Origin of the sequence: Psychrobacter sp. SZ93C1 (assembly GCF_015864635.1) — a bacterium.
GTDB lineage: Bacteria > Pseudomonadota > Gammaproteobacteria > Pseudomonadales > Moraxellaceae > Psychrobacter > Psychrobacter fozii.
The window spans coordinates 174,208-192,692 of the sequence record NZ_JADYWY010000008.1 but is presented as its reverse complement, the minus strand read 5'-3'; the positions used below and the strand labels follow the sequence as shown (position 1 = coordinate 192,692).

General features: G+C 43.5%; 15 protein-coding genes. 7 read left to right on the top strand and 8 right to left on the bottom strand.

Annotated features, from left to right (window positions below; translation table 11 throughout):
* Positions 1-323 precede the first annotated feature (323 nt).
* Positions 324-887, bottom strand: coding sequence for a DNA glycosylase (locus I6E83_RS11535; protein ID WP_413787066.1), 564 nt, complete (start codon positions 885-887; stop codon positions 324-326).
* 603 nt (positions 888-1,490) lie between these two features.
* On the opposite strand from I6E83_RS11535, the gene upp reads away from it, so the two are divergent.
* The 4 genes from upp (at position 1,491) to I6E83_RS11515 (ending at position 5,048) form a co-directional block, all read left to right on the top strand.
* On the top strand, positions 1,491-2,126 hold the full coding sequence (gene upp / locus I6E83_RS11530; RefSeq protein ID WP_201592543.1) for a uracil phosphoribosyltransferase: 636 nt from the start codon (positions 1,491-1,493) through the stop codon (positions 2,124-2,126).
* 74 nt (positions 2,127-2,200) lie between these two features.
* On the top strand, positions 2,201-2,953 hold the full coding sequence (locus I6E83_RS11525) for an SDR family NAD(P)-dependent oxidoreductase (protein WP_197102084.1): 753 nt from the start codon (positions 2,201-2,203) through the stop codon (positions 2,951-2,953).
* A 179-nt stretch (positions 2,954-3,132) separates the two neighbouring features.
* Positions 3,133-4,032: an ABC transporter substrate-binding protein gene (locus I6E83_RS11520; protein WP_197102082.1), complete on the top strand. Its 900-nt coding sequence runs from the start codon at positions 3,133-3,135 to the stop codon at positions 4,030-4,032.
* Between the two features lie 56 nt (positions 4,033-4,088).
* Positions 4,089-5,048, top strand: coding sequence for an alpha/beta fold hydrolase (locus I6E83_RS11515; RefSeq protein WP_197102080.1), 960 nt, complete (start codon positions 4,089-4,091; stop codon positions 5,046-5,048).
* A 98-nt stretch (positions 5,049-5,146) separates the two neighbouring features.
* Here the strand turns inward: I6E83_RS11515 and I6E83_RS11510 are convergent, their stop codons facing one another.
* From I6E83_RS11510 to tyrS, 3 genes are read right to left on the bottom strand one after another with little or no spacing between them, the layout of a single operon-like run.
* A complete protein-coding gene (locus tag I6E83_RS11510; protein ID WP_197102078.1) occupies positions 5,147-5,386 on the bottom strand; it encodes a DUF1653 domain-containing protein in 240 nt (79 codons plus the stop codon).
* A 31-nt stretch (positions 5,387-5,417) separates the two neighbouring features.
* Positions 5,418-5,996: a GNAT family N-acetyltransferase gene (locus tag I6E83_RS11505; protein WP_197102076.1), complete on the bottom strand. Its 579-nt coding sequence runs from the start codon at positions 5,994-5,996 to the stop codon at positions 5,418-5,420.
* A gap of 26 nt (positions 5,997-6,022) precedes the next feature.
* A complete protein-coding gene (tyrS, locus tag I6E83_RS11500; protein ID WP_197102074.1) occupies positions 6,023-7,234 on the bottom strand; it encodes a tyrosine--tRNA ligase in 1,212 nt (403 codons plus the stop codon).
* 231 nt (positions 7,235-7,465) lie between these two features.
* Here tyrS and I6E83_RS11495 point away from each other — a divergent pair, with 231 nt between their 5' ends.
* The 3 genes from I6E83_RS11495 to I6E83_RS11485 all read left to right on the top strand — a co-directional run bounded on the left by I6E83_RS11495 (position 7,466) and on the right by I6E83_RS11485 (position 11,695).
* The gene (locus tag I6E83_RS11495) at positions 7,466-8,854 is read left to right on the top strand and encodes an anhydro-N-acetylmuramic acid kinase (RefSeq protein WP_197102072.1); all 1,389 of its coding nucleotides are present in this window, start codon (positions 7,466-7,468) and stop codon (positions 8,852-8,854) included.
* Between the two features lie 505 nt (positions 8,855-9,359).
* Entirely contained in the window at positions 9,360-10,712 is a 1,353-nt protein-coding gene (fabF, locus tag I6E83_RS11490; protein ID WP_197102070.1) for a beta-ketoacyl-ACP synthase II, read from the top strand.
* Positions 10,713-10,834: 122 nt separating this feature from the next.
* Complete coding sequence (locus tag I6E83_RS11485) at positions 10,835-11,695, top strand: hypothetical protein (RefSeq protein ID WP_197102068.1); 861 nt, start codon at positions 10,835-10,837, stop codon at positions 11,693-11,695.
* A gap of 93 nt (positions 11,696-11,788) precedes the next feature.
* Here I6E83_RS11485 and I6E83_RS11480 read toward each other — a convergent pair whose 3' ends face one another.
* The 4 genes from I6E83_RS11480 to lnt all read right to left on the bottom strand — a co-directional run bounded on the left by I6E83_RS11480 (position 11,789) and on the right by lnt (position 18,163).
* Complete coding sequence (locus tag I6E83_RS11480; RefSeq protein ID WP_197102066.1) at positions 11,789-13,606, bottom strand: aminopeptidase P family protein; 1,818 nt, start codon at positions 13,604-13,606, stop codon at positions 11,789-11,791.
* 498 nt (positions 13,607-14,104) lie between these two features.
* Positions 14,105-15,673, bottom strand: a complete 1,569-nt coding sequence (locus tag I6E83_RS11475) for a peptide MFS transporter (protein ID WP_197102064.1) — start codon at positions 15,671-15,673, stop codon at positions 14,105-14,107.
* Between the two features lie 309 nt (positions 15,674-15,982).
* Positions 15,983-16,438: a hypothetical protein gene (locus I6E83_RS11470; RefSeq protein WP_197102063.1), complete on the bottom strand. Its 456-nt coding sequence runs from the start codon at positions 16,436-16,438 to the stop codon at positions 15,983-15,985.
* Positions 16,439-16,579: 141 nt separating this feature from the next.
* Complete coding sequence (lnt, locus tag I6E83_RS11465; protein WP_197102061.1) at positions 16,580-18,163, bottom strand: apolipoprotein N-acyltransferase; 1,584 nt, start codon at positions 18,161-18,163, stop codon at positions 16,580-16,582.
* Between the last annotated feature and the right edge of the window lie 322 nt (positions 18,164-18,485).

The window sequence follows — 18,485 nt, the reverse complement described above, 5'->3', positions numbered from 1 at the left end:
TCAATGAGTTAACTGGGTTTTAATTAAGTAATTATCTCCTAATTACTGCCAGTTTCCCCTGTTGAGGGGCGTATTATATAGAGTTTAAGAGCTGTGTCAACTGCTTTGCTAAAGGTTTTTTAACTGATTTGACTGCCTTTTTAATAACTGATAATTTTCAATGGGTTAAGATAAATTTAACTACTCAAAATTTTAGACACTGCTGTTGAAACTCTTATGATTTCTTACTTCTTTAGAAAAGCACTTCTACTTTAGCAATGATATATGATTGAAATCTCCCTAATATACCAATACTGCTATACCACTCTTTTCTGTATAACTGATTATAACTTACCCATTTTTTCAAAAAACGCTTTATAAGCAGCGGCTTTTTTATCTAATGATAAAGGGTATGCCCGTGAAGTTGATGGCAATCTATATAAGGTTAGATTATTCACGTCAGCTTTGTTACCTGTACTCTGCCATTCATAAGGATAATCCATACTTTGATTGGTCTTAGGATACTTGGACTTAGCAGGTGGTTCGCTTAGTAAATTGAGTAGCACCTCTGTCGCTTTGCCACCTGTAGTAAATAACGTTTTCACTTTTGGCACTTGCGGCAAAATGTCATCTAAATTTACAGGAGTAACGACCGTCAAGTTTTTGTCTGAGGCGTTGCCCGTTTCACGAATGGCTTGTTTGACTGTTGGACAAGAGGCAATCCCGCGCTCAAACATAAAGGCGCGAATACGTTCAGGATCAAAGCGCTTCTCGTCCCCTACTCTGAAATAGTCAACATCATCAAAAAATACGCGACCATAGATACGCCACATATCATTATAAAAATTGGGATAATGGAAACTCATTGCCCATTTATCGATAGTCGGTGGAAACGTTCCCATCATCATGACGGTGGCATTGGGCGGCAATACAGGCGGAAATGGATGTGTTTCTATTTTCACAGCATTCGTTTCGGATAATATTGAATTGCTATCGGTCTTATTAGTATTTTTATGCGTGTAAGATGGGCATGTAGTCATAAGATTCTTCATCAGAAAAGCGGTTTTTTTGGTATCATAGCAGGCCTAAACCTTACTTCACTTATTATAGTGCTTCGATAGTGAAATATAGTCGGCTTAACAGGTCAATGGCTTAAATATATAGAATGATGCGGTGTTTGATTCGAATAATTGTGGCTTTCATTATAGTTGCTTAAATTCTAGTTGCTTGAATCATGATGGCTTCAATTGCTTTGGATCTAGTTATTGTGACCCTAAATGTAGGTTATGAATAAAAGCACTGTAAATTAATTAAGGTTAAGACCCTTATATAAGCATTGAATGTATTCAGTTGGCTTTACTAGTAATATATTAAGCTTACTATTTATGTGCCAAAAATACGGTTAAAGTGAAGTAAGTGTTTGTATCTTTTATACTAATAGCAACCGCAGTGACTGCGCAAGCATCAGCCCCAAAATCAAGAGAGATTCTATGAGCGACCTAAATAGCGGTTTGAAAATTACGGTAATCGATCATCCACTAGTTCGTCATAAGCTTAGCCTTATGCGTGAAAAAGATTGTAGTACTTATAAGTTCCGTACATTGACCAAAGAGCTTGCACGCTTGATGGCGTATGAAGCAAGCCGTGACTTCGAGATTGAAACGTTCCCAATGGCGGGATGGTGTGGCGAAATCACTGGTGAGCAAATCATCGGTAAGACAGCGACAATTGTACCGATTTTACGTGCAGGCATCGGCATGCTTGACGGGGTGCTCGACCTGATTCCTACTGCAAAAATCTCTGTCGTGGGCTTGCAACGTGACGAAGAAACCTTACAGCCAGTACCATTCTTTGAAAAATTCGTCAGCCACATGGACAAACGCCCAGCACTTATCATCGATCCGATGCTAGCAACAGGCGGCTCTATGGTTGCGACTATTGATATGCTAAAGAAAAACGGCTGTACTAATATTAAAGCACTCGTGTTAGTAGCTGCGCCTGAAGGTGTGCGTGTGGTCAACGAAGCACATCCTGATGTAACTATTTATACTGCTGCATTGGACAGCCATTTGGATGAGCACGGCTATATCATTCCAGGTCTTGGTGATGCTGGTGATAAGATATTTGGTAAGCAACTAAATCAGTGACCTTTAAACCAAGGTATTCAGTCATCTTAGATAGTCATGACAAAAGCATACAGTATCAATGATAAGGATATAACATGAACGTATTGATTACAGGCGCGAGCGCAGGTTTTGGTAAAGCATTGGCTGAACGTTTGGTGGCAAAAGGCCATCGCGTGATTGGCTGTGCTAGACGCCTCGATAAGTTACAAGCTTTGGCTGCAGATTTGGGCGAGGCATTTTTACCTGTGGTCATGGATGTCAGCGATACGGCTTCTATTCCACAAATCATTGCTGACTTGCCTGACGGTTTTAATCAAATCGATGTCTTGGTGAACAATGCAGGATTGGCGCTGGGCGCTGGACCTGCACAAGAGTCCAATCTAGATGACTGGATGCGCATGACCGATACCAATATCAAAGGGTTGATAGCGCTGACCCATGCGGTCTTGCCAGCAATGGTGGCTCGAGATAGCGGTTATATAATCAATGTGGGCTCGATTGCAGGTAGCTGGCCGTACTTTGGTGGCAACGTCTATGGTGCAACTAAAGCATTTGTAAAACAGTTCAGTCTAAACTTGCGAGCTGACTTACTTGGCACGCAAGTACGCGTGACCAATCTTGAGCCAGGTAACGTCGCGGGCACTGAGTTTTCAAACGTGCGCTACCACGGTGATGACGACAAAGCTGCCAAGGTTTATGACGGCTTCAAAACCATGACTGGTGACGATGTTGGCGATATTTTATTATGGTTGATTGAGTCGCCTGCACATATCAACGTGAACCGCTTAGAAGTGATGCCAGTTGCGCAGACCTATAATGGCTTAACCATTGCAAAAAACAATGGCTAGTCAATATTAATAGTTAACATCACTACCATCAGGCCGCCATGCAATATCTTATTTTGATACTGTATTGCGGCCTGATTTTTTTCAGCCATTTTTACCGTTATTTTATGCTATGGTCAACGCTGTCACTTTTAATGTGACCTACCTGTGACTTACTTCTGTTAATGATATAAGGATATGTTATGCCAAACACTGCACTCACTCTGACGCTAGAATGGTTTTTAAATCCAGATCACCTACCTTTTATTGCGGGCATTCATACTGGTGCTTATCTGGATGCAGGGCTTGATATTAATATGGTAGAGCCAACTGAACATTACGATGGCTTTGCAGAATTAGAAGCAGGCAATATTGATTTACACGTGAACGAACCGATTCACCTATTCGAGCACTATTTTGAAGACTTAAAAGCATTGGGCTGTTTTTTTGTGACGGATGGAGGCGTGCTTATCAAGCAAAGCAGTCTTGATAAATTACATCAGAACCAACCGATTCGTATCACGACACCAGCAGCCAACCCTATTACCAATAAAATTGGCTTTGAGATTTTAAGCCGTTATGCTAAGAAAAATGGTTTTGTGTTAGATGCCGCTAATGTCAGCTTTGTAGAAACCGACTTTCAACATTTAGAAAACCTTCAAAAGGGTGATGAAGCAGGCGAATTCGATGGCGCATGGTTATGCTTTTATAACTTTGAAGGTATTGAGGCCAATCATACAGGGCTTGACTATACCTTTATCGATCAGCACTTATCACCGTATCCCAACTTTTCAGCACTGGAGCTAATGACCACCCATAGTATTTGGGAAGAAAAGTCAGAAGCGTTGACACAGTTTGTAGCTGTCAGTACAGCAATGGCGCAGTTGTGTATCGACAATCCCGAACAAGCACGCACGATTTATTATGCCTATACAGGTGAGACACCATCGGCATTGATGGATGACATTATCAACGATACTTTAAAACGCTTGATAAGCCCAATCAAACCGGATGCTCAACGTTGGATTGCCCTACGTGAGATGCTAGCAACATTAGATATTGCTAACATTAGTGATGCCCACTATGCCAAACTCTGGCAGTAGTAGCGCTGCCAACATGAACACTCTTGCCAATATGATATAAATCAATGATATCCCATATGTTCAAAACGACCTTTAAAATACCTGAGCGATACCAATTGCAAACCAGTCATGTGAGGGCGGCTGACGGTACGCTGATACCGATGTCTGTGATTGGTAAAGGTCAACCTGTGCTGCTATTGCATGCTTTTGGTATGGATGCGCGGCAGTTTCTGCCGTTTATATTATCCCTGACCTCACACTATTGCTTTTATTTGCCGCATTTTCGTGGTTTTGGCTTAGCCAGTGATTTGACGTTACCAACGTTTGATTTTATTGAACAATATGCAGAAGACACGCAACAAGTGGTACAACATATTCGTCAACAAACAACCGTAGACGCCTTGCCTATTGCTGCGATATCAATGGGTGCATTGGTCATGTGGGCGTACTTTAAGCGTTTTGGTCATAACAGTGTCAGCCGCTATCTGAATATTGATCAAGCGCCTCTCATTCATAATCAGCCAGACTGGCAAGATGGCGGCGTATTTGGCACACGTCAAACAGAATTATTTGCTCAGTTTACACAGTTAATTGCTAACGCTGAGCCATATATGCACATTGATGATTTCCGTCATCTGCCCTATCGATTAAAAGCTAATTTGTTAGACATGGAGCGCTCATTTTCACTGCTGTCTGTCAGCACCAAACCTTCACAGATAGTGACGAAAACCTTGAGTTATCGAGCACCACACAAAATCTCATTAATGAAGCACGCGACTTGGCAACACAAACTGCGCTGTCTATCGGCTTATGTTGCGCTGCCCTATGACTACCGCGACGTTTTGCCAACGGTAGCGATTCCAACCACCTTGTTAATTGGTGGACGCTCACAGTTGTATGATCCGAAACGGCAACAGCAGTTGCTTGAGTTACTGCCCAATGCGCACAGCATTATTTTACCAAAATCTGGCCATGCGGTGCCGATGGATTCGCCTGTGGCGTTTTATAATATATTAAAGCAGTTTTTGCATCATTAATTTTTAAGATATTGGTCTGAGTAGACGTAAAAAAGCAACTTCAAGAGTCGCTTTTTTATTTGTTTATTGAGCCGTTCACATTATCTAAAAAACTAATACTAGTCAGCTAAGTCTTTAATCAATTCAAAGCGTGGCACTTGCTTATCTTCTACCATCACTGTCTCTGTAAACATGGCTAACGGGCGTACCCACACGCCGTATTCACCATACAGGCAACGATAAACCACTAGCGACTCTTCGGTTTCGGAATGCTGTGCGGTGTGTAAAACCTGGTAAAGACTGCCTTTGTAATGGCGGTAGATGCCTTGAGCGACAGTGGCTTGATTTTGTTGGGACATAAACAGCTCATTCATATTGATAATTGAAGGATTAATAAACGCTTTGTAATTTTTCTGCGAGCTCAAGCTTTATCTCTGGCCATTCAGAACTAACCATACTATACATGACTGTATCTGAAATAATGCCATCACGGCGTACACGATTGCCTCGAATCACGCCATCTTTTTTAGCACCTAAGCGCTCAATGGCTTGTTGTGAGCGCTTATTGTCAATATCTGTGCGCCAGCCTACGGTTTGATATTTTAATGTTTCAAATATATAGGTTAGCAGTATGAGCTTACAAGTCGTATTAACATGCGTTCGCCAATACGATTTAGCATACCAAGTATAGCCAATCTCTAAGCGTTTGCTGATAGGTAAAATATCATGAAAGCTCGTTGTACCAATCGCTTTACCATTTGATTCATCAATGACCACAAAAGCCTGTCTGTCAGACATTGAATCTGCGATATTGATATAGTCAATAACCTTGTCTGGCTCAGGTACCGACGTCTCGTTTATTTTCCATAACTCACCATCTTGGCAAGCCTCCATTAAGTCAGTTGCGTGACTGAGCATCAGCGGCTTAAGGGTAATACCATTACTGGATAACATAGGTAAATCTAGCATTTCTTTTTCCTTAAGCCACTATGAGTTTAGGCAACCGTCACTTTCGCATAAGCCTTTTTGCCTGCTTGGATAACGACTGTCTGACCTGAGGTTAAGCTAAAGCCACCGTCTACTACTTCGCCATCTACTTTCACTACGCCACGTTTTACCATATCTTTGGCAGATGAGCTGTTTTTCGCAAGCCCAGATTGGTTCAGTACTTGAGTGATAAATAGTGCATCCTGACCTTCTAGATCTAATGTTACTTCTGGCAAATCGATTGGCAGTTCGCCATCAGCCAAGACATTACCGGCTGATTTGTGCGCATTGGCAGCGGCATCAGCATCATGGAAACGCTCGATCAACTCTTCGGCTAAAATACGTTTGATTTCTTGTGGATTGCGACCATTTTCCATTTCTGCTAGTAAACCTTCGACTTCATCCATTGGTTTAAAGCTTAAAAATTCAAAGTAGCGGCGGATTAGCGTATCTGGCATAGATAAGATTTTTTGGTACATCGTACCCGGTGCATCATAAATGGCCACGTAGTTGTTTAAAGACTTAGACATTTTATTAACACCGTCTAACCCTTCCAAAATTGGTACGGTGATACATACTTGCTGCTCTTGACCATAGCGGCCTTGCAACGTACGACCCATCAATAGGTTAAAGGTTTGATCGGTACCGCCAAGCTCAACATCGGCTTTTAGCGCGATAGAATCATAGCCTTGCACGAGCGGATATAGAAACTCATGGATAGAGATTGGGGTCTGTGAGGCATAACGCTTAGAGAAATCATCACGCTCAAGCATACGCGAAACCGTTTGCTGACTGGCAAGCTGAATCATATCAGCGGCGCTCATGTCATTGAACCATTCTGAGTTAAAGACCACACGGGTTTTTTCTTTGTCCAAAATTTTAAATACTTGCTCAGCATAAGTCGTGGCATTGGCTTTGATTTGCTCAACCGTCAATGGTGGACGCGTGCTGTTTTTGCCAGAAGGATCACCAATTTTGGCGGTATAATCACCGATTAAGAAATAAATCTCATGACCCAAATCTTGAAAGTGCTTAAGTTTATTAATCAGCACGGTATGACCTAAATGCAAGTCAGGTGCGGTAGGATCAAAGCCTGCCTTGATACGCAATGGACGATTTAGCTTAAGCTTCGCCACTAAATCCTCTTCAGATAGGATTTCTTGTGTTCCGCGCTGGATAAGGGCAAGTTGTTCTTCTAGGGTGTAAGTTTGCGTGGTCATGATGATCTCTTTATTGTCTTTATTGAAAGGGTAAAGCGTTTGGGCTATTGATACTAAATCATACCAAACCAAAAAACACGATGAGCGATGATAAACTCGTTTAGTCTGCTAAATCAGTACTTGCACTTATTTTCTTGGCTACTCTGATTTTGGCACTGGTATTCGAGTCTTGTCGCCCAAAAAAATGTTAGAATTTGACGGATATACTAGCGTTTTTTAAGGTAAATTGCCATGACCAACCCCGCATCGATTACTGATACTCCTGATAATATTCATCCAGATTTAGATATAAATAGTGATTTGGCTCACAGTTTGGACAATATTGACGATTTAAATTATGCCACACTGACTGAAGCACTTGAGCAGACTGTGTTTGAAAACTTCGATGATGGCTTATATATCGGCATGATGTCGGGCACCAGTTTGGACGGTATGGATGCCGTTCTTTGTCAATTCGGTACAGATACTGGCAATGAAGAAGAAACGCAGCAGCACATGCGTTTGTTAGCCTCTTATAGCCAAGACTTCCCACCGCGACTGCGTGAGGTGCTATTGGCATTATGTCAGCCCAATGGTGTTCAGACATTGACACCCACGGCTGACGAACCAAACAGTGAGCTGGACTGGTTCGGCTGGGCAAGCCGCGAGTATGGTGAGTTTGCGAGTGAGGTGGTCAATACGTTATTAAAACAAGCTGATACCGATGTAGAGTTGGTGCTGGCCATTGGCTGTCATGGTCAGACTGTACGCCATCGTCCGCAGATGGGATTTAGCTTGCAGTTGCTCGATGCCAATATCATCGCTGAGCGTACAGGTATTAGTGTGGTTAGCGATTTCAGGCGGCGTGACATGGCCGTTGGTGGTCAAGGTGCGCCATTGGTTCCAGCCTTTCATCAAGCACTGTTTGCCACGCCTGACAGTACTCGCGTGTTATTGAACTTGGGTGGCATTGCTAATATCACTGTCTTGCCAGCGGCTTCTAATAACTCATCAAATCAACCAGACAATGTCATAGGTAATGTTGTAGATAATGCCGTTGTAGGTTACGACACTGGCCCTGCCAATTTATTATTGGACGCGTGGACCGCATTGCATACAGATAAAGGCTATGATGCTGGTGGTGCATGGGCACAGTCTGGTCAAGTCATTGAGCCACTGCTCAACCAACTGTTAGAACATCCGTTTTTTGCAAAATCTTATCCCAAAAGTACGGGCCGTGAAGACTTTAACTTAGCATGGCTACAAGACGAGCTACAAAAATTCGAACAGGCCTCTGCTATCATTCGTTATTCATCAGCGGATGTACAGGCCACACTCACTGAGCTGACAGCCATTAGTGCGAGTGCGCAAATTAATCAATTTATCGACGCTAATAAAAACACTTCGGTGTACGTCTGCGGTGGTGGCGCATTGAATAGCTATTTAATGACGCGCTTGCAGGCACATCTCCCTCATTGCACAGTAGAAACGACTGCGAGCTTAGGGCTGGATCCAACATGGGTAGAAGCCGTTGCTTTTGCGTGGCTAGCGAGACAGACATTAATGGGTGAAACGGGTAACTTGCCAGCGGTCACGGGCGCAAGTAAAAGTGTGGTGCTGGGTCAAGTGTGTTTTGCTTAGCAGCCCTCATTACCATATCACTTGTCTCACTAATACCTGTTACTATCGCCTGTACCATAAATCATGGATATATTGATATCCTCGGTACATTGATATCCTCGGTACATTGATATAAATAAATCCAGTATAAGTTATACATGAGTATATTTAGCGAGACGACAATACAAGGTCTTTACCGTAGATAGTAACGGCCTTATCGTGGATAAACTGCATAGTCAAAGTATAGGCAGTCATCAGCAATACCTTTATACTATTAAAGCAATAGATACCTAGAACAGCAGGTAGCTAAAATAACAGATAGCCTTTGCTACACTCGTTAGCCTTCGCAAGTACACTACACTTAAGTTTACATATGTACACCTAAGTGTTTTATAATGGTTGTAAAAATGCATGTATGACGCTATAAAGAGTATAACGCGACAGTAACAAACGATATGACGACAGCTCAATCAAATAATATCAGAAAAAACCATCCTTTTAGGAACGCAAGTACAGGACATATAGCATGAGCCAAGACATCAATACAGCCACATCACCGACGACGACTGGCATAAAGCGCCGTCCAAAAAAGCCTCATTATGAGCGCGATGATGACACTCGAGTGGTCGTTACCGGTATGGGAGCTATCACCCCACTGGGCCTAGATCTTGAGAGCACATGGACCAAACTTCTGAATGGCGAAAGTGGTATCGTCCCCATCACTCACTTTGATGCCACAGAGTACCGCGCTCAAATTGCCGGTGTGGTCAAAGACTTCGATGCCAAGCAATATATGAATGCAAAAGATGCGCGCCGCTATGATGAGTTTATGCATTATGCCATCGGTGCAACTACCATGGCCTTACATGATGCTGGCTTCATCGATGAGATTGGTGCAGCTGATGCGCCCGTTAAAAATGTCGATCAAGAACGTTTTGGCGTGATTATTGGATCAGGTATTGGCGGTATTCAAACCATCGAAAATAGCTGTGCGACGCTCAATGCTCACGGGCCAAAAAAAGTATCACCTTTTATTATTCCTGGCTCTATTGTAAATATGGCAGCCGGTCTTGTAGCCATCAAACATAAGCTAAAAGGCCCTAACCTTGCTACATCAACAGCCTGTACAACCTCAACGCACGCCATTGGTTTAGCAGCGCGATTGATTGCGCATGGTGATGCCGATGTCATGCTGGCAGGTGGTAGCGAAAAAGGCTCAAGTCCTTTAGGTATGTCTGGTTTTGCCGCGATGCATGCGTTATCAACACGCAATGATGAACCAACAAAAGCCTCACGCCCATTTGATAAAGACCGTGATGGTTTTGTACTCGGTGATGGTGCTGGTGTAATGGTATTAGAAAGCCTTGCTCACGCTAAAGCACGTGGTGCGACGATATTGGCAGAACTGGTTGGGTTTGGCATGAGTGATGACGCCAGCCACATTACCTCGCCACCAGAAGACGGTAGCGGTGCTGCACGTGCCATGCAAAATGCAATTCATGATGCGGGTATCGAAGCGTCTTGCGTGGGTTATGTCAATGCACATGGTACCAGCACACCCGCTGGCGATGTCGCCGAATCACTGGCTATCGAAACCGTTTTTTCAGCAGTTAAAGACACCATATTGGTCAGCTCCACCAAGTCTATGACAGGCCATTTGCTTGGCGCTGCGGGCGGTATTGAAGCTATTTTCACTGTGATGGCGCTTCAGCATCAGCATGTACCACCTACCATTAACTTGGATAATCTCGAAGACAATTGCAACCTCGACTATGTGGCCAACCAATCACGTAAAGTCGACAACTTGCAATATGCGGTGTCTAATAGCTTTGGCTTTGGTGGCACTAACGGTTCGTTGATTTTTGCAAAATGGTCATAAAAGCAGTCGATCATAACGTCTTAAGAGCGAAAATGTAACGATACCGTCAGACTGACTACGTTTGTCCACTTGCAGCCCCTTATTATACTTGCGTATGATAAGGGGTAATTTTTGGAACATTTATGGAAGATACCATGTCAAGCTACTCATTTTCCCATCAGTTTTACCAACGCTGGACGTGTGCGCCTGAACCCATCCGCGCAGCTATTACTCAAGAGCTAAAAGACATCACCACTTTATTGCAAAGCGATACACCCTTTGAGAGCTTTGAATTTCAAACCCATGACTTAGATGCTCATATCGATGAGCTCTACGAAAACCACGAAGCCGAGCAAGCGATTGCTAAAGCCATTGCTGATAAGCAAGAGCAAGCGCGTGCAGCTGCTGAACAACAACGTGTCAAAGAAGCGCAAAAAATAAAAGCAGCAGAGGACGCCAAGCTCAAAGAAGAAGCCAAACTAAAAGAAGAGGCCAAGCTGCGTGAAGAAGCAGAGGCCGCACAAAAAGAACAAGAAAAGAATGCAACGTTAGCCGCTGATAAGCGCAATGATGACAAGTCAGTAGCAGCGATTGAGATAAATACTGCGGACAAAGCAAATAGTAATAATAGCATCACTGATAATTCTGAAAAAAATAATACCCAAAGTGTGGCTACTGAAAATCCTACACCGAACCATAAAACCATTAGCGAACATGCAAACGCTGCTGAAGATCATACGGTTGATAATGATAGCAACGTTAAAAATGATAGCGCTATTAAAGCCGTTAATGATAAAGCCAGTACTGCCATCAAGTTAGCACTAAAAGATGCTAAACTGAGTACCACGCATCAAGAACTAATCCGTGAACTTGAGGTACAAATTGATGACTATCTCAGTGAGCAAATGATGCTAATGTCTGAAAACCTAAAATCTTGGTTACGTGCTGAAGTCATTCAAAATCTAAGCGATCAAGATAAATCACAGACCAATAAAGAATCATAACGAAGCTAAATGCTGCGTTCCGATAACGAAAAAGCCCTGTAAATGATTTACAGGGCTTTTTCTATTTTAGATTCGCAGATATAGGCTTTTACTTTAAATAGCCTGCGTACGCTCAGTGAGCCATTCAAGTGCTGCACCGTCAACACGGTCTTTCAGCTCCGCATAAACTTGGCTATGATAGTCGTTGAGCCAGTCAATCTCTACTTGATTTAATAATGTTGGCTCAATCAAACGGGTGTCGATTGGGCAGTAGGTAACGGTTTCAAAGTTTAAGAATTCACCAAACTCTGTTTCTGTAGGGCTTGCCACACGCGTATTAACCATTAGGTTTTCTATGCGAATGCCCCATTTTCCTTCACGGTATAGACCCGGCTCATTACTTGAAATCATACCTTCTTTCATCGCACGCTCTTTTGGCGTACTGGCACTATAAGCAATGACTTGTGGACCTTCATGGACATTTAAGAAATAGCCAACACCGTGACCAGTACCATGACCATAATCCATCTGTGCTTGCCATAGAGGCGCACGGCAAATGGCATCAATCAATGGTGAAGCGATACCATCAGGGAAATGCGCTTTTGCCAATGCAATATGGGCTTTTAGCACTGTGGTAAAGTCGCGTTTATGCTCAGAACTGACTTGCCCGATACCGACCACGCGAGTAATATCCGTCGTGCCGTTTTGATATTGCGCGCCTGAGTCAATCAGTAATAGCCCACCCTCGCCCTCGGCCACATCAAGGTAGCTGAATTTTTCTGGTGTTGCGCGGTAATGTGGCAACGCGCCGTTTTCATTAAAACCTGCAATCGTTGGAAAGCTTGGCGATACATAGTGTGGCTGCTGACTACGTACGTCGATTAGCATGCTATCCACGTCCAACTCACTCAAACACTCACCGTTTGCTAGGCGCTGCTCAAATGTCGCAAAAAACTCAGCTAAGGCAGCACCATCTTGACGCATGGCCTCACGCACATGATCGATATCAGCATCAGCTTTAACAGATTTGAGTAACGTGCTTGGCGCCATTTGCTCAATAAAGCCGATACCGTCTGCCATCTTCGATAGCGTACCGACTGCGACCTTGCTTGGATCTAATAACAATAAATCTTCTGGCGTCAACGCGCTCAATGCCTCTTGTACTGCATCATAATCAGCAATCGTGATACCGCTATCTTTTAGGGCTGTGGCGATATCAGCACTGACTTTATTGTTATCGATAAACAACGTCGCGTCATTTTCACTGATGAGCATGTGTGACAAAAACACAGGGTTATAATCAACATCCGCACCGCGTAAGTTGGTTAACCATGCGATGTCATCTAAACTTGAAAGTAAATGATGCGTCGCTCCTGCCTCTGCCATACCTGCACGCACGGCAGCAAGTTTTGAGGTGGCAGACTGAGCAAGAAACTGTTCATCGTGAGCATATAACTTGGCAGCTGGTAGCGCTGGACGATCTGACCATATCTCTGTCAACACGTCACGCTCAGTTATTAAGGTAATGTCATTGGCATCAAATGCATTCAATAATCGATCCTGCTCAGCGATAGACAACACATTGCCATCGACTGCAACACTATCGCCTTCTTGTAAATGCTCGGCGAGCCAATCGATATGATTGGGCTGACCTGGAGCCAGCTTCTCTAAAGTAATTCCGGTGCCTTCTAACTGATCAGCAGCATGTACCCAATAACGACTGTCTGTCCACAGACCAGCAAAGTCAGCCGTCACGACGAGTGTACCAACCGAACCTGTGAACCCTGACAGCCATAAGCGTGCTTGCCAATATTCAGGCAAGTACTCAGATAAATGTGGATCAGCAGACGGTACGATGATTGCCGTCAGGTCTTGTGCAGCGATTGTCTGACGCAGACTATCGATACGAGCGTGGATAGTTTGTTTATTCATTAAAAGTGTCCTTATTAGAGATAGAGCAATTAATTCGCAAGAAATTAGATCTAGAAAATTATTGCTGTGCGGCGACTATAGATAGTCGTCTTATTCGAGTGGAAACAGTTTAAGCATTTATTGACCGATTATTATTAGAATTAGAGTCAGTTACATTCAATCGTTTAAGAGTTAAAGGTTTGCTAATAGACAGATAAATGCAGCTATCTATGATTAAAGCAGAATAGTATGACAGCAGAACACTATTAGATGTTTGGGCAGATAGCAGGGTTTCAATGGCGCAAAAGAAATATCTCACCAATTGAAACAATAAAACGTGCTACCAATAATGGTAACACGTCTCATCATACGTCACTTGTACTGTTGTTATTCACAAATGTACATCAACCTATAGTTAATCCAAAATAATATCGATACAAGGAAACCGAGTGCAAGCTATACATTCGTATGGTTAGCGAGGTTGACACTGTAGCGGTTTTATAGTGGGCAGACTATTCCTTATTGCTTGGCCAATTGTTTTTCACGCTCACTATCTTTAAGCATTTTATTGATAGGTTTTGCTAATATCAGCAAGAATATAGCCGTAACCACCAAGAATATTGTCATGGTTGTAAATAGACCTGGCAATCCTTCGATTTTGTCAGCAGATACATGACCACCAAAGAAGGCGGCAACTAAGTTACCCATAGCGATAGAAGCAAAGAAAAGCCCCATCATTTGGCCTTGCATACCCTCTGGCGCCAGTTTCGTCATTGCAGATAAACCAACGGGACTTAGTGCTAACTCACCCAACGTTAATAGCAGTAGACTGCCTACCAACCATAGTGGTGATGCCAAGCCAGCACCAGGCGCTAAGATGCTTTTTGAAGCAAAAATCATTAAGGCAAAACCAGCAGCAGCCAGTAGCATACCCAGTGCAAATTTGGCCATACTGCTAGGCTCAAGGCCTCGGTTACCAAGTTTGACCCAAATGATACTGATGATAGGTGCCAATATTAGAATAAACAAAGGGTTCAACGACTGGAACCAAATACTCGGTACTTCAAAGCCTAAAACGTTGAGATCGGTATAACGATCCGCAAACAAGTTAAAAGACGTTGGCTGCTGCTCAAAACTCGACCAAAACAGCGTCGAACCAATGATTAAGATAAAGCAAATCAACAAACGCAGCTTGTCTGTTTTATCTAGCTTAGGTGAAATGAACATAATAGCGAAGTATAGGATGACCACCGCAGCAATGATATAAGTCATATACTCTGCAACCATCTCAGGATTGAACGATATCATTCCTGTAGAAACCAATAGCACTACAGCTACTAATAATGCTACAAAACCACCGACCCAGCGACCGACATTTTTGTATTGATCATTGGATTTTTCCCACTCGGCAGTGATGCCTTTAGCTCGTGCATAACGCGTCAAGTTCTTTTGCGCGACGAAACGATATATGAGCAATGAGACCAGCATACCCAAGCCACCAACGCCAAAGCCGACATGCCACATACCTTTTTCTTTGAATACGCCAACGATCAGCGCAGCCAATAACGCACCGATGTTAATACCCATATAAAACAAGGTAAAACCGCCATCACGGCGAGAGTCACCTTTCGGGTATAGAGCTCCAACCATCACTGAGATACAGGTTTTAAACAACCCTGATCCCAAGACAATGCAGATTAAACCGACAAAGAACAGTGTCATGCCAAACATAGCAGAGAGTGCAATACACAAATGACCAAGGGCAATAATAATACTGCCCCACCACAGTGCTCTCTCCTGACCTAGCCAGTTATCTGCTAGCCAGCCCCCAGGTACAGCTGCCAAGTACAATGAACCCGCGAAAATACCGTAGATAGCAGAAGCGGTGACCTCATCAAAGCCAAAACCACCACTACCTACCGTCGCCACCATAAATAAGACCAGTAGCGGGCGAATACTATAATAAGAAAAACGCTCCCACATCTCAGTGAAAAACAATGGACGTAGCGGTGTGGGATGCCCCATAAAGCCAGTATCTAGTGCGTCTAATTCAGCAGCATGAGCCCCCGATCGTGTTTCTGTGCCCATAACTTTATTCCTTTAAAGATCATATTGGTAATGACCAAGCCCCTATTTATTCCGATGAGCGGTCATATAGGCGAAGTATTGTTGCACTTGGTTATATTCAAGTAAAGAAAAAGTTGGTTAAAAATTACACAATTACCCATAAAAAAAAGCCCGTTCTCAATAGTTGAGAACGGGCTTTTTTTATGGGTCTCGAAGACACTACTATTATACTTATAGCACTGTTGATAGAGACTTCATAATGCTGTTACTTGAATATCTGTTACTTGATAGCTAAGTAGCACTATTAGATCAAAATGACCATACTACAGACTACTGTGCCACTGCCGTATCATCAGCTGCGTCGCCAGCTTCTAAATCACCATCTGCCTGCTCTGCGGTCAAATCGGCATCAGCAACAGCGGCTTGGCTTACGGTGCCCGATGCAGTCGCGGTACCTGCTTCGGCAGTTACTACTGCGCTGTCAGTAGAACCTTCAGCAGTAGAATCTCCAGCATCTGTGGCTGGCGTGACAGTTACATCTGCTGCAGTGTCAGTTTCTGCTGGTGCTGTTTCATCAGCTGGCGCAGCAACATCTTCAGCGGCAGTCGCTTCTGCTTCATCCGCAGCGGCTAGTTCTTCAGCAGTCTGAACAGTAATGTGCTGTCCTGCTGGACGTAAAAATCCAGAAACACCAATAAGTAAGACAATACCTAAAAACAAGGCAATGCCACCTAAAGTGTATAACAGCTCTTTTTTGGGATTGTTATTGACGATACCTTCTGACATACCTGATCCACCTTGCACAAAATATTTGAAATATTGGCCTATTATATCGCAATTTGTACCGATTTGTTAAAACCCTTAAGTATTTAAAGGATTTATTATCGACAAATTTTGCCAGTCTCTTTTATAGTCAAGCACCATCTCTTATTTGCGTGACGCGCCCAAACGCAGTTGAGCGACCCCACGCTTGCCAAAATAGCTTAATATCAATAGCAGCGCCATAATGAACAAAATAGGGTAATTACCGAAGCGCATATAAGGCGTACTGCCAACTCGCGCTTGGACATTGCCTCTTAATACAGTGCGCTCAAACTGCGGCGCACGCTCAACGATATGGCCTTTGTGATCGATAATAGCCGTGACGCCAGTATTGGTCGCACGCATAAACCAACGACCATTCTCTAACGCACGCATCTGTACCATCTGTAAATGTTGCAATGGACCTGCCGACTTACCAAACCATGCATCGTTTGAGATAGTCAATAAAAAGTCCGTACCGACCGCATTCCTACGGGTGGTATCAGGATAGGCCACTTCATAACATATTGCCGTACCTAAGTTATGACCACGTACACGCAGTGGTGACTGCTCGTCACTGCCACGGCTATAGCTCATAATGTCTTGACTGCCAGCCAAGTTAGGCAAAACATCTAGCAACCCCTGAAACGGAATGTACTCACCAAACGGTACCAGACGCTGCTTTTTATACAACCCTTCTCCCTCTGCACCTAAAGCAATCACACTATTATAAAAAGGTGCATACTTATCGGTGCTGGCATCGTAGGCGGCTTCATCCACATAAGGTATGCCCGTCACCCATGTCGTATCAGTCTCATTGGCCAATTTTGCCATTTCATTGATAAAGTCAGCTGCAGCGAGCTGAGACATAGGAATGGACGATTCAGGCCATAACACAAGATCACTTCCCCATTCTGTACTCGTTAGCGTTGCATAGATATTTAGAGTTTCGAGTTGATATTCATTCAACCATTTTAGGTCTTGAGGGATATTGCCTTGAATCAACGATACAGATAGATCAGGTGTACCTTTTGGCTTGGTCCATTGCGGATTTATCAGCCATAAAGCGCTGCTAATTACTAACAAAGCGATCGAAGGAATCATATAACCGCCACGGCGACGCAACAGCTCGACCACGCTGGCTGCCAATAATACGGCAACGAACGAGATAGCAAACACCCCAGCGACTGGTGCGAGCGATGACAGCCAAGCTTGCTCTGTAAAGGCGTAGCCAACAAACAACCACGGAAATCCAGTGAGTAACCACGTCTTCATCCACTCTTGTAATATCCAAAGCGCGGCAAAGGATAACGGCTGACGGCCAACCACTCGATTGAAAACCAGTGCCAAAAATCCATGGAACAAGCCCATGCCTAGTCCCATAATGGCAATCATAAGTAGCGCAAGCCATACTGGAATGGCACCATACGTATGAATGGAAGTATAAAGCCAAAACGCGCCTACACAAAAAAGCCCTGTGCCATAGGCTTGACCGATAAGAAAAGCACGCTTGCCACTCATATCAGGCATCAATAATGCATATAAAATAGCAGGCGACACCAATGCTACAGGCCACACACCATAGGGCGCGAGTGCAAAGATGAACACAGCACCTGCCAGCAAGGCAATTAGCACGGTCAATGCTAGAGGTAAGCCCTTTGGCTTCTCGGGGTTCAGGCGTTTTTGCAAATCAACAGTAGACAGACGCATAGCAGGTATCCAAAACCATATTTTTCAAAATTTTAAGCGTCAGTATTCAGGTAAAAACCAAGCTGAAACTGACCGTATAATATTCCATACCGTATCTAAAAATTAAACCTGCCCATGATACCAGTCTCAACCCAGTAATAGGTAACATTGCGTAGCAAACCCTAATAGCAGACCAAAAAAAACACGACCGCAATCGTGTTTTTCTTATATTTCTCGATAAGCTTTTAAATGACTAGCGCGTGTCCTCATTTTAAAAATGGTGATAAAAATGAGATAAATCGCAGTCAAACAAGGAAAATAGCGCAGATAATATCGAGATATT

Excerpts from the sequence above, each read along its gene's own strand:
- I6E83_RS11535 (WP_413787066.1), bottom strand. The coding sequence starts at position 887 with ATGATGATGGGAACGTTTCCACCGACTATCGATAAATGGGCAATGAGT.
- I6E83_RS11525 (WP_197102084.1), top strand. The coding sequence starts at position 2,201 with ATGAACGTATTGATTACAGGCGCGAGCGCAGGTTTTGGTAAAGCATTG.
- I6E83_RS11520 (WP_197102082.1), top strand. The coding sequence starts at position 3,133 with ATGCCAAACACTGCACTCACTCTGACGCTAGAATGGTTTTTAAATCCA.
- I6E83_RS11515 (WP_197102080.1), top strand. The coding sequence starts at position 4,089 with ATGTTCAAAACGACCTTTAAAATACCTGAGCGATACCAATTGCAAACC.
- I6E83_RS11510 (WP_197102078.1), bottom strand. The coding sequence starts at position 5,386 with ATGTCCCAACAAAATCAAGCCACTGTCGCTCAAGGCATCTACCGCCAT.
- I6E83_RS11505 (WP_197102076.1), bottom strand. The coding sequence starts at position 5,996 with ATGCTAGATTTACCTATGTTATCCAGTAATGGTATTACCCTTAAGCCG.
- tyrS (WP_197102074.1), bottom strand. The coding sequence starts at position 7,234 with ATGACCACGCAAACTTACACCCTAGAAGAACAACTTGCCCTTATCCAG.
- I6E83_RS11495 (WP_197102072.1), top strand. The coding sequence starts at position 7,466 with ATGACCAACCCCGCATCGATTACTGATACTCCTGATAATATTCATCCA.
- fabF (WP_197102070.1), top strand. The coding sequence starts at position 9,360 with ATGAGCCAAGACATCAATACAGCCACATCACCGACGACGACTGGCATA.
- I6E83_RS11485 (WP_197102068.1), top strand. The coding sequence starts at position 10,835 with ATGGAAGATACCATGTCAAGCTACTCATTTTCCCATCAGTTTTACCAA.
- I6E83_RS11480 (WP_197102066.1), bottom strand. The coding sequence starts at position 13,606 with ATGAATAAACAAACTATCCACGCTCGTATCGATAGTCTGCGTCAGACA.
- I6E83_RS11475 (WP_197102064.1), bottom strand. The coding sequence starts at position 15,673 with ATGGGCACAGAAACACGATCGGGGGCTCATGCTGCTGAATTAGACGCA.
- I6E83_RS11470 (WP_197102063.1), bottom strand. The coding sequence starts at position 16,438 with ATGTCAGAAGGTATCGTCAATAACAATCCCAAAAAAGAGCTGTTATAC.
- lnt (WP_197102061.1), bottom strand. The coding sequence starts at position 18,163 with ATGCGTCTGTCTACTGTTGATTTGCAAAAACGCCTGAACCCCGAGAAG.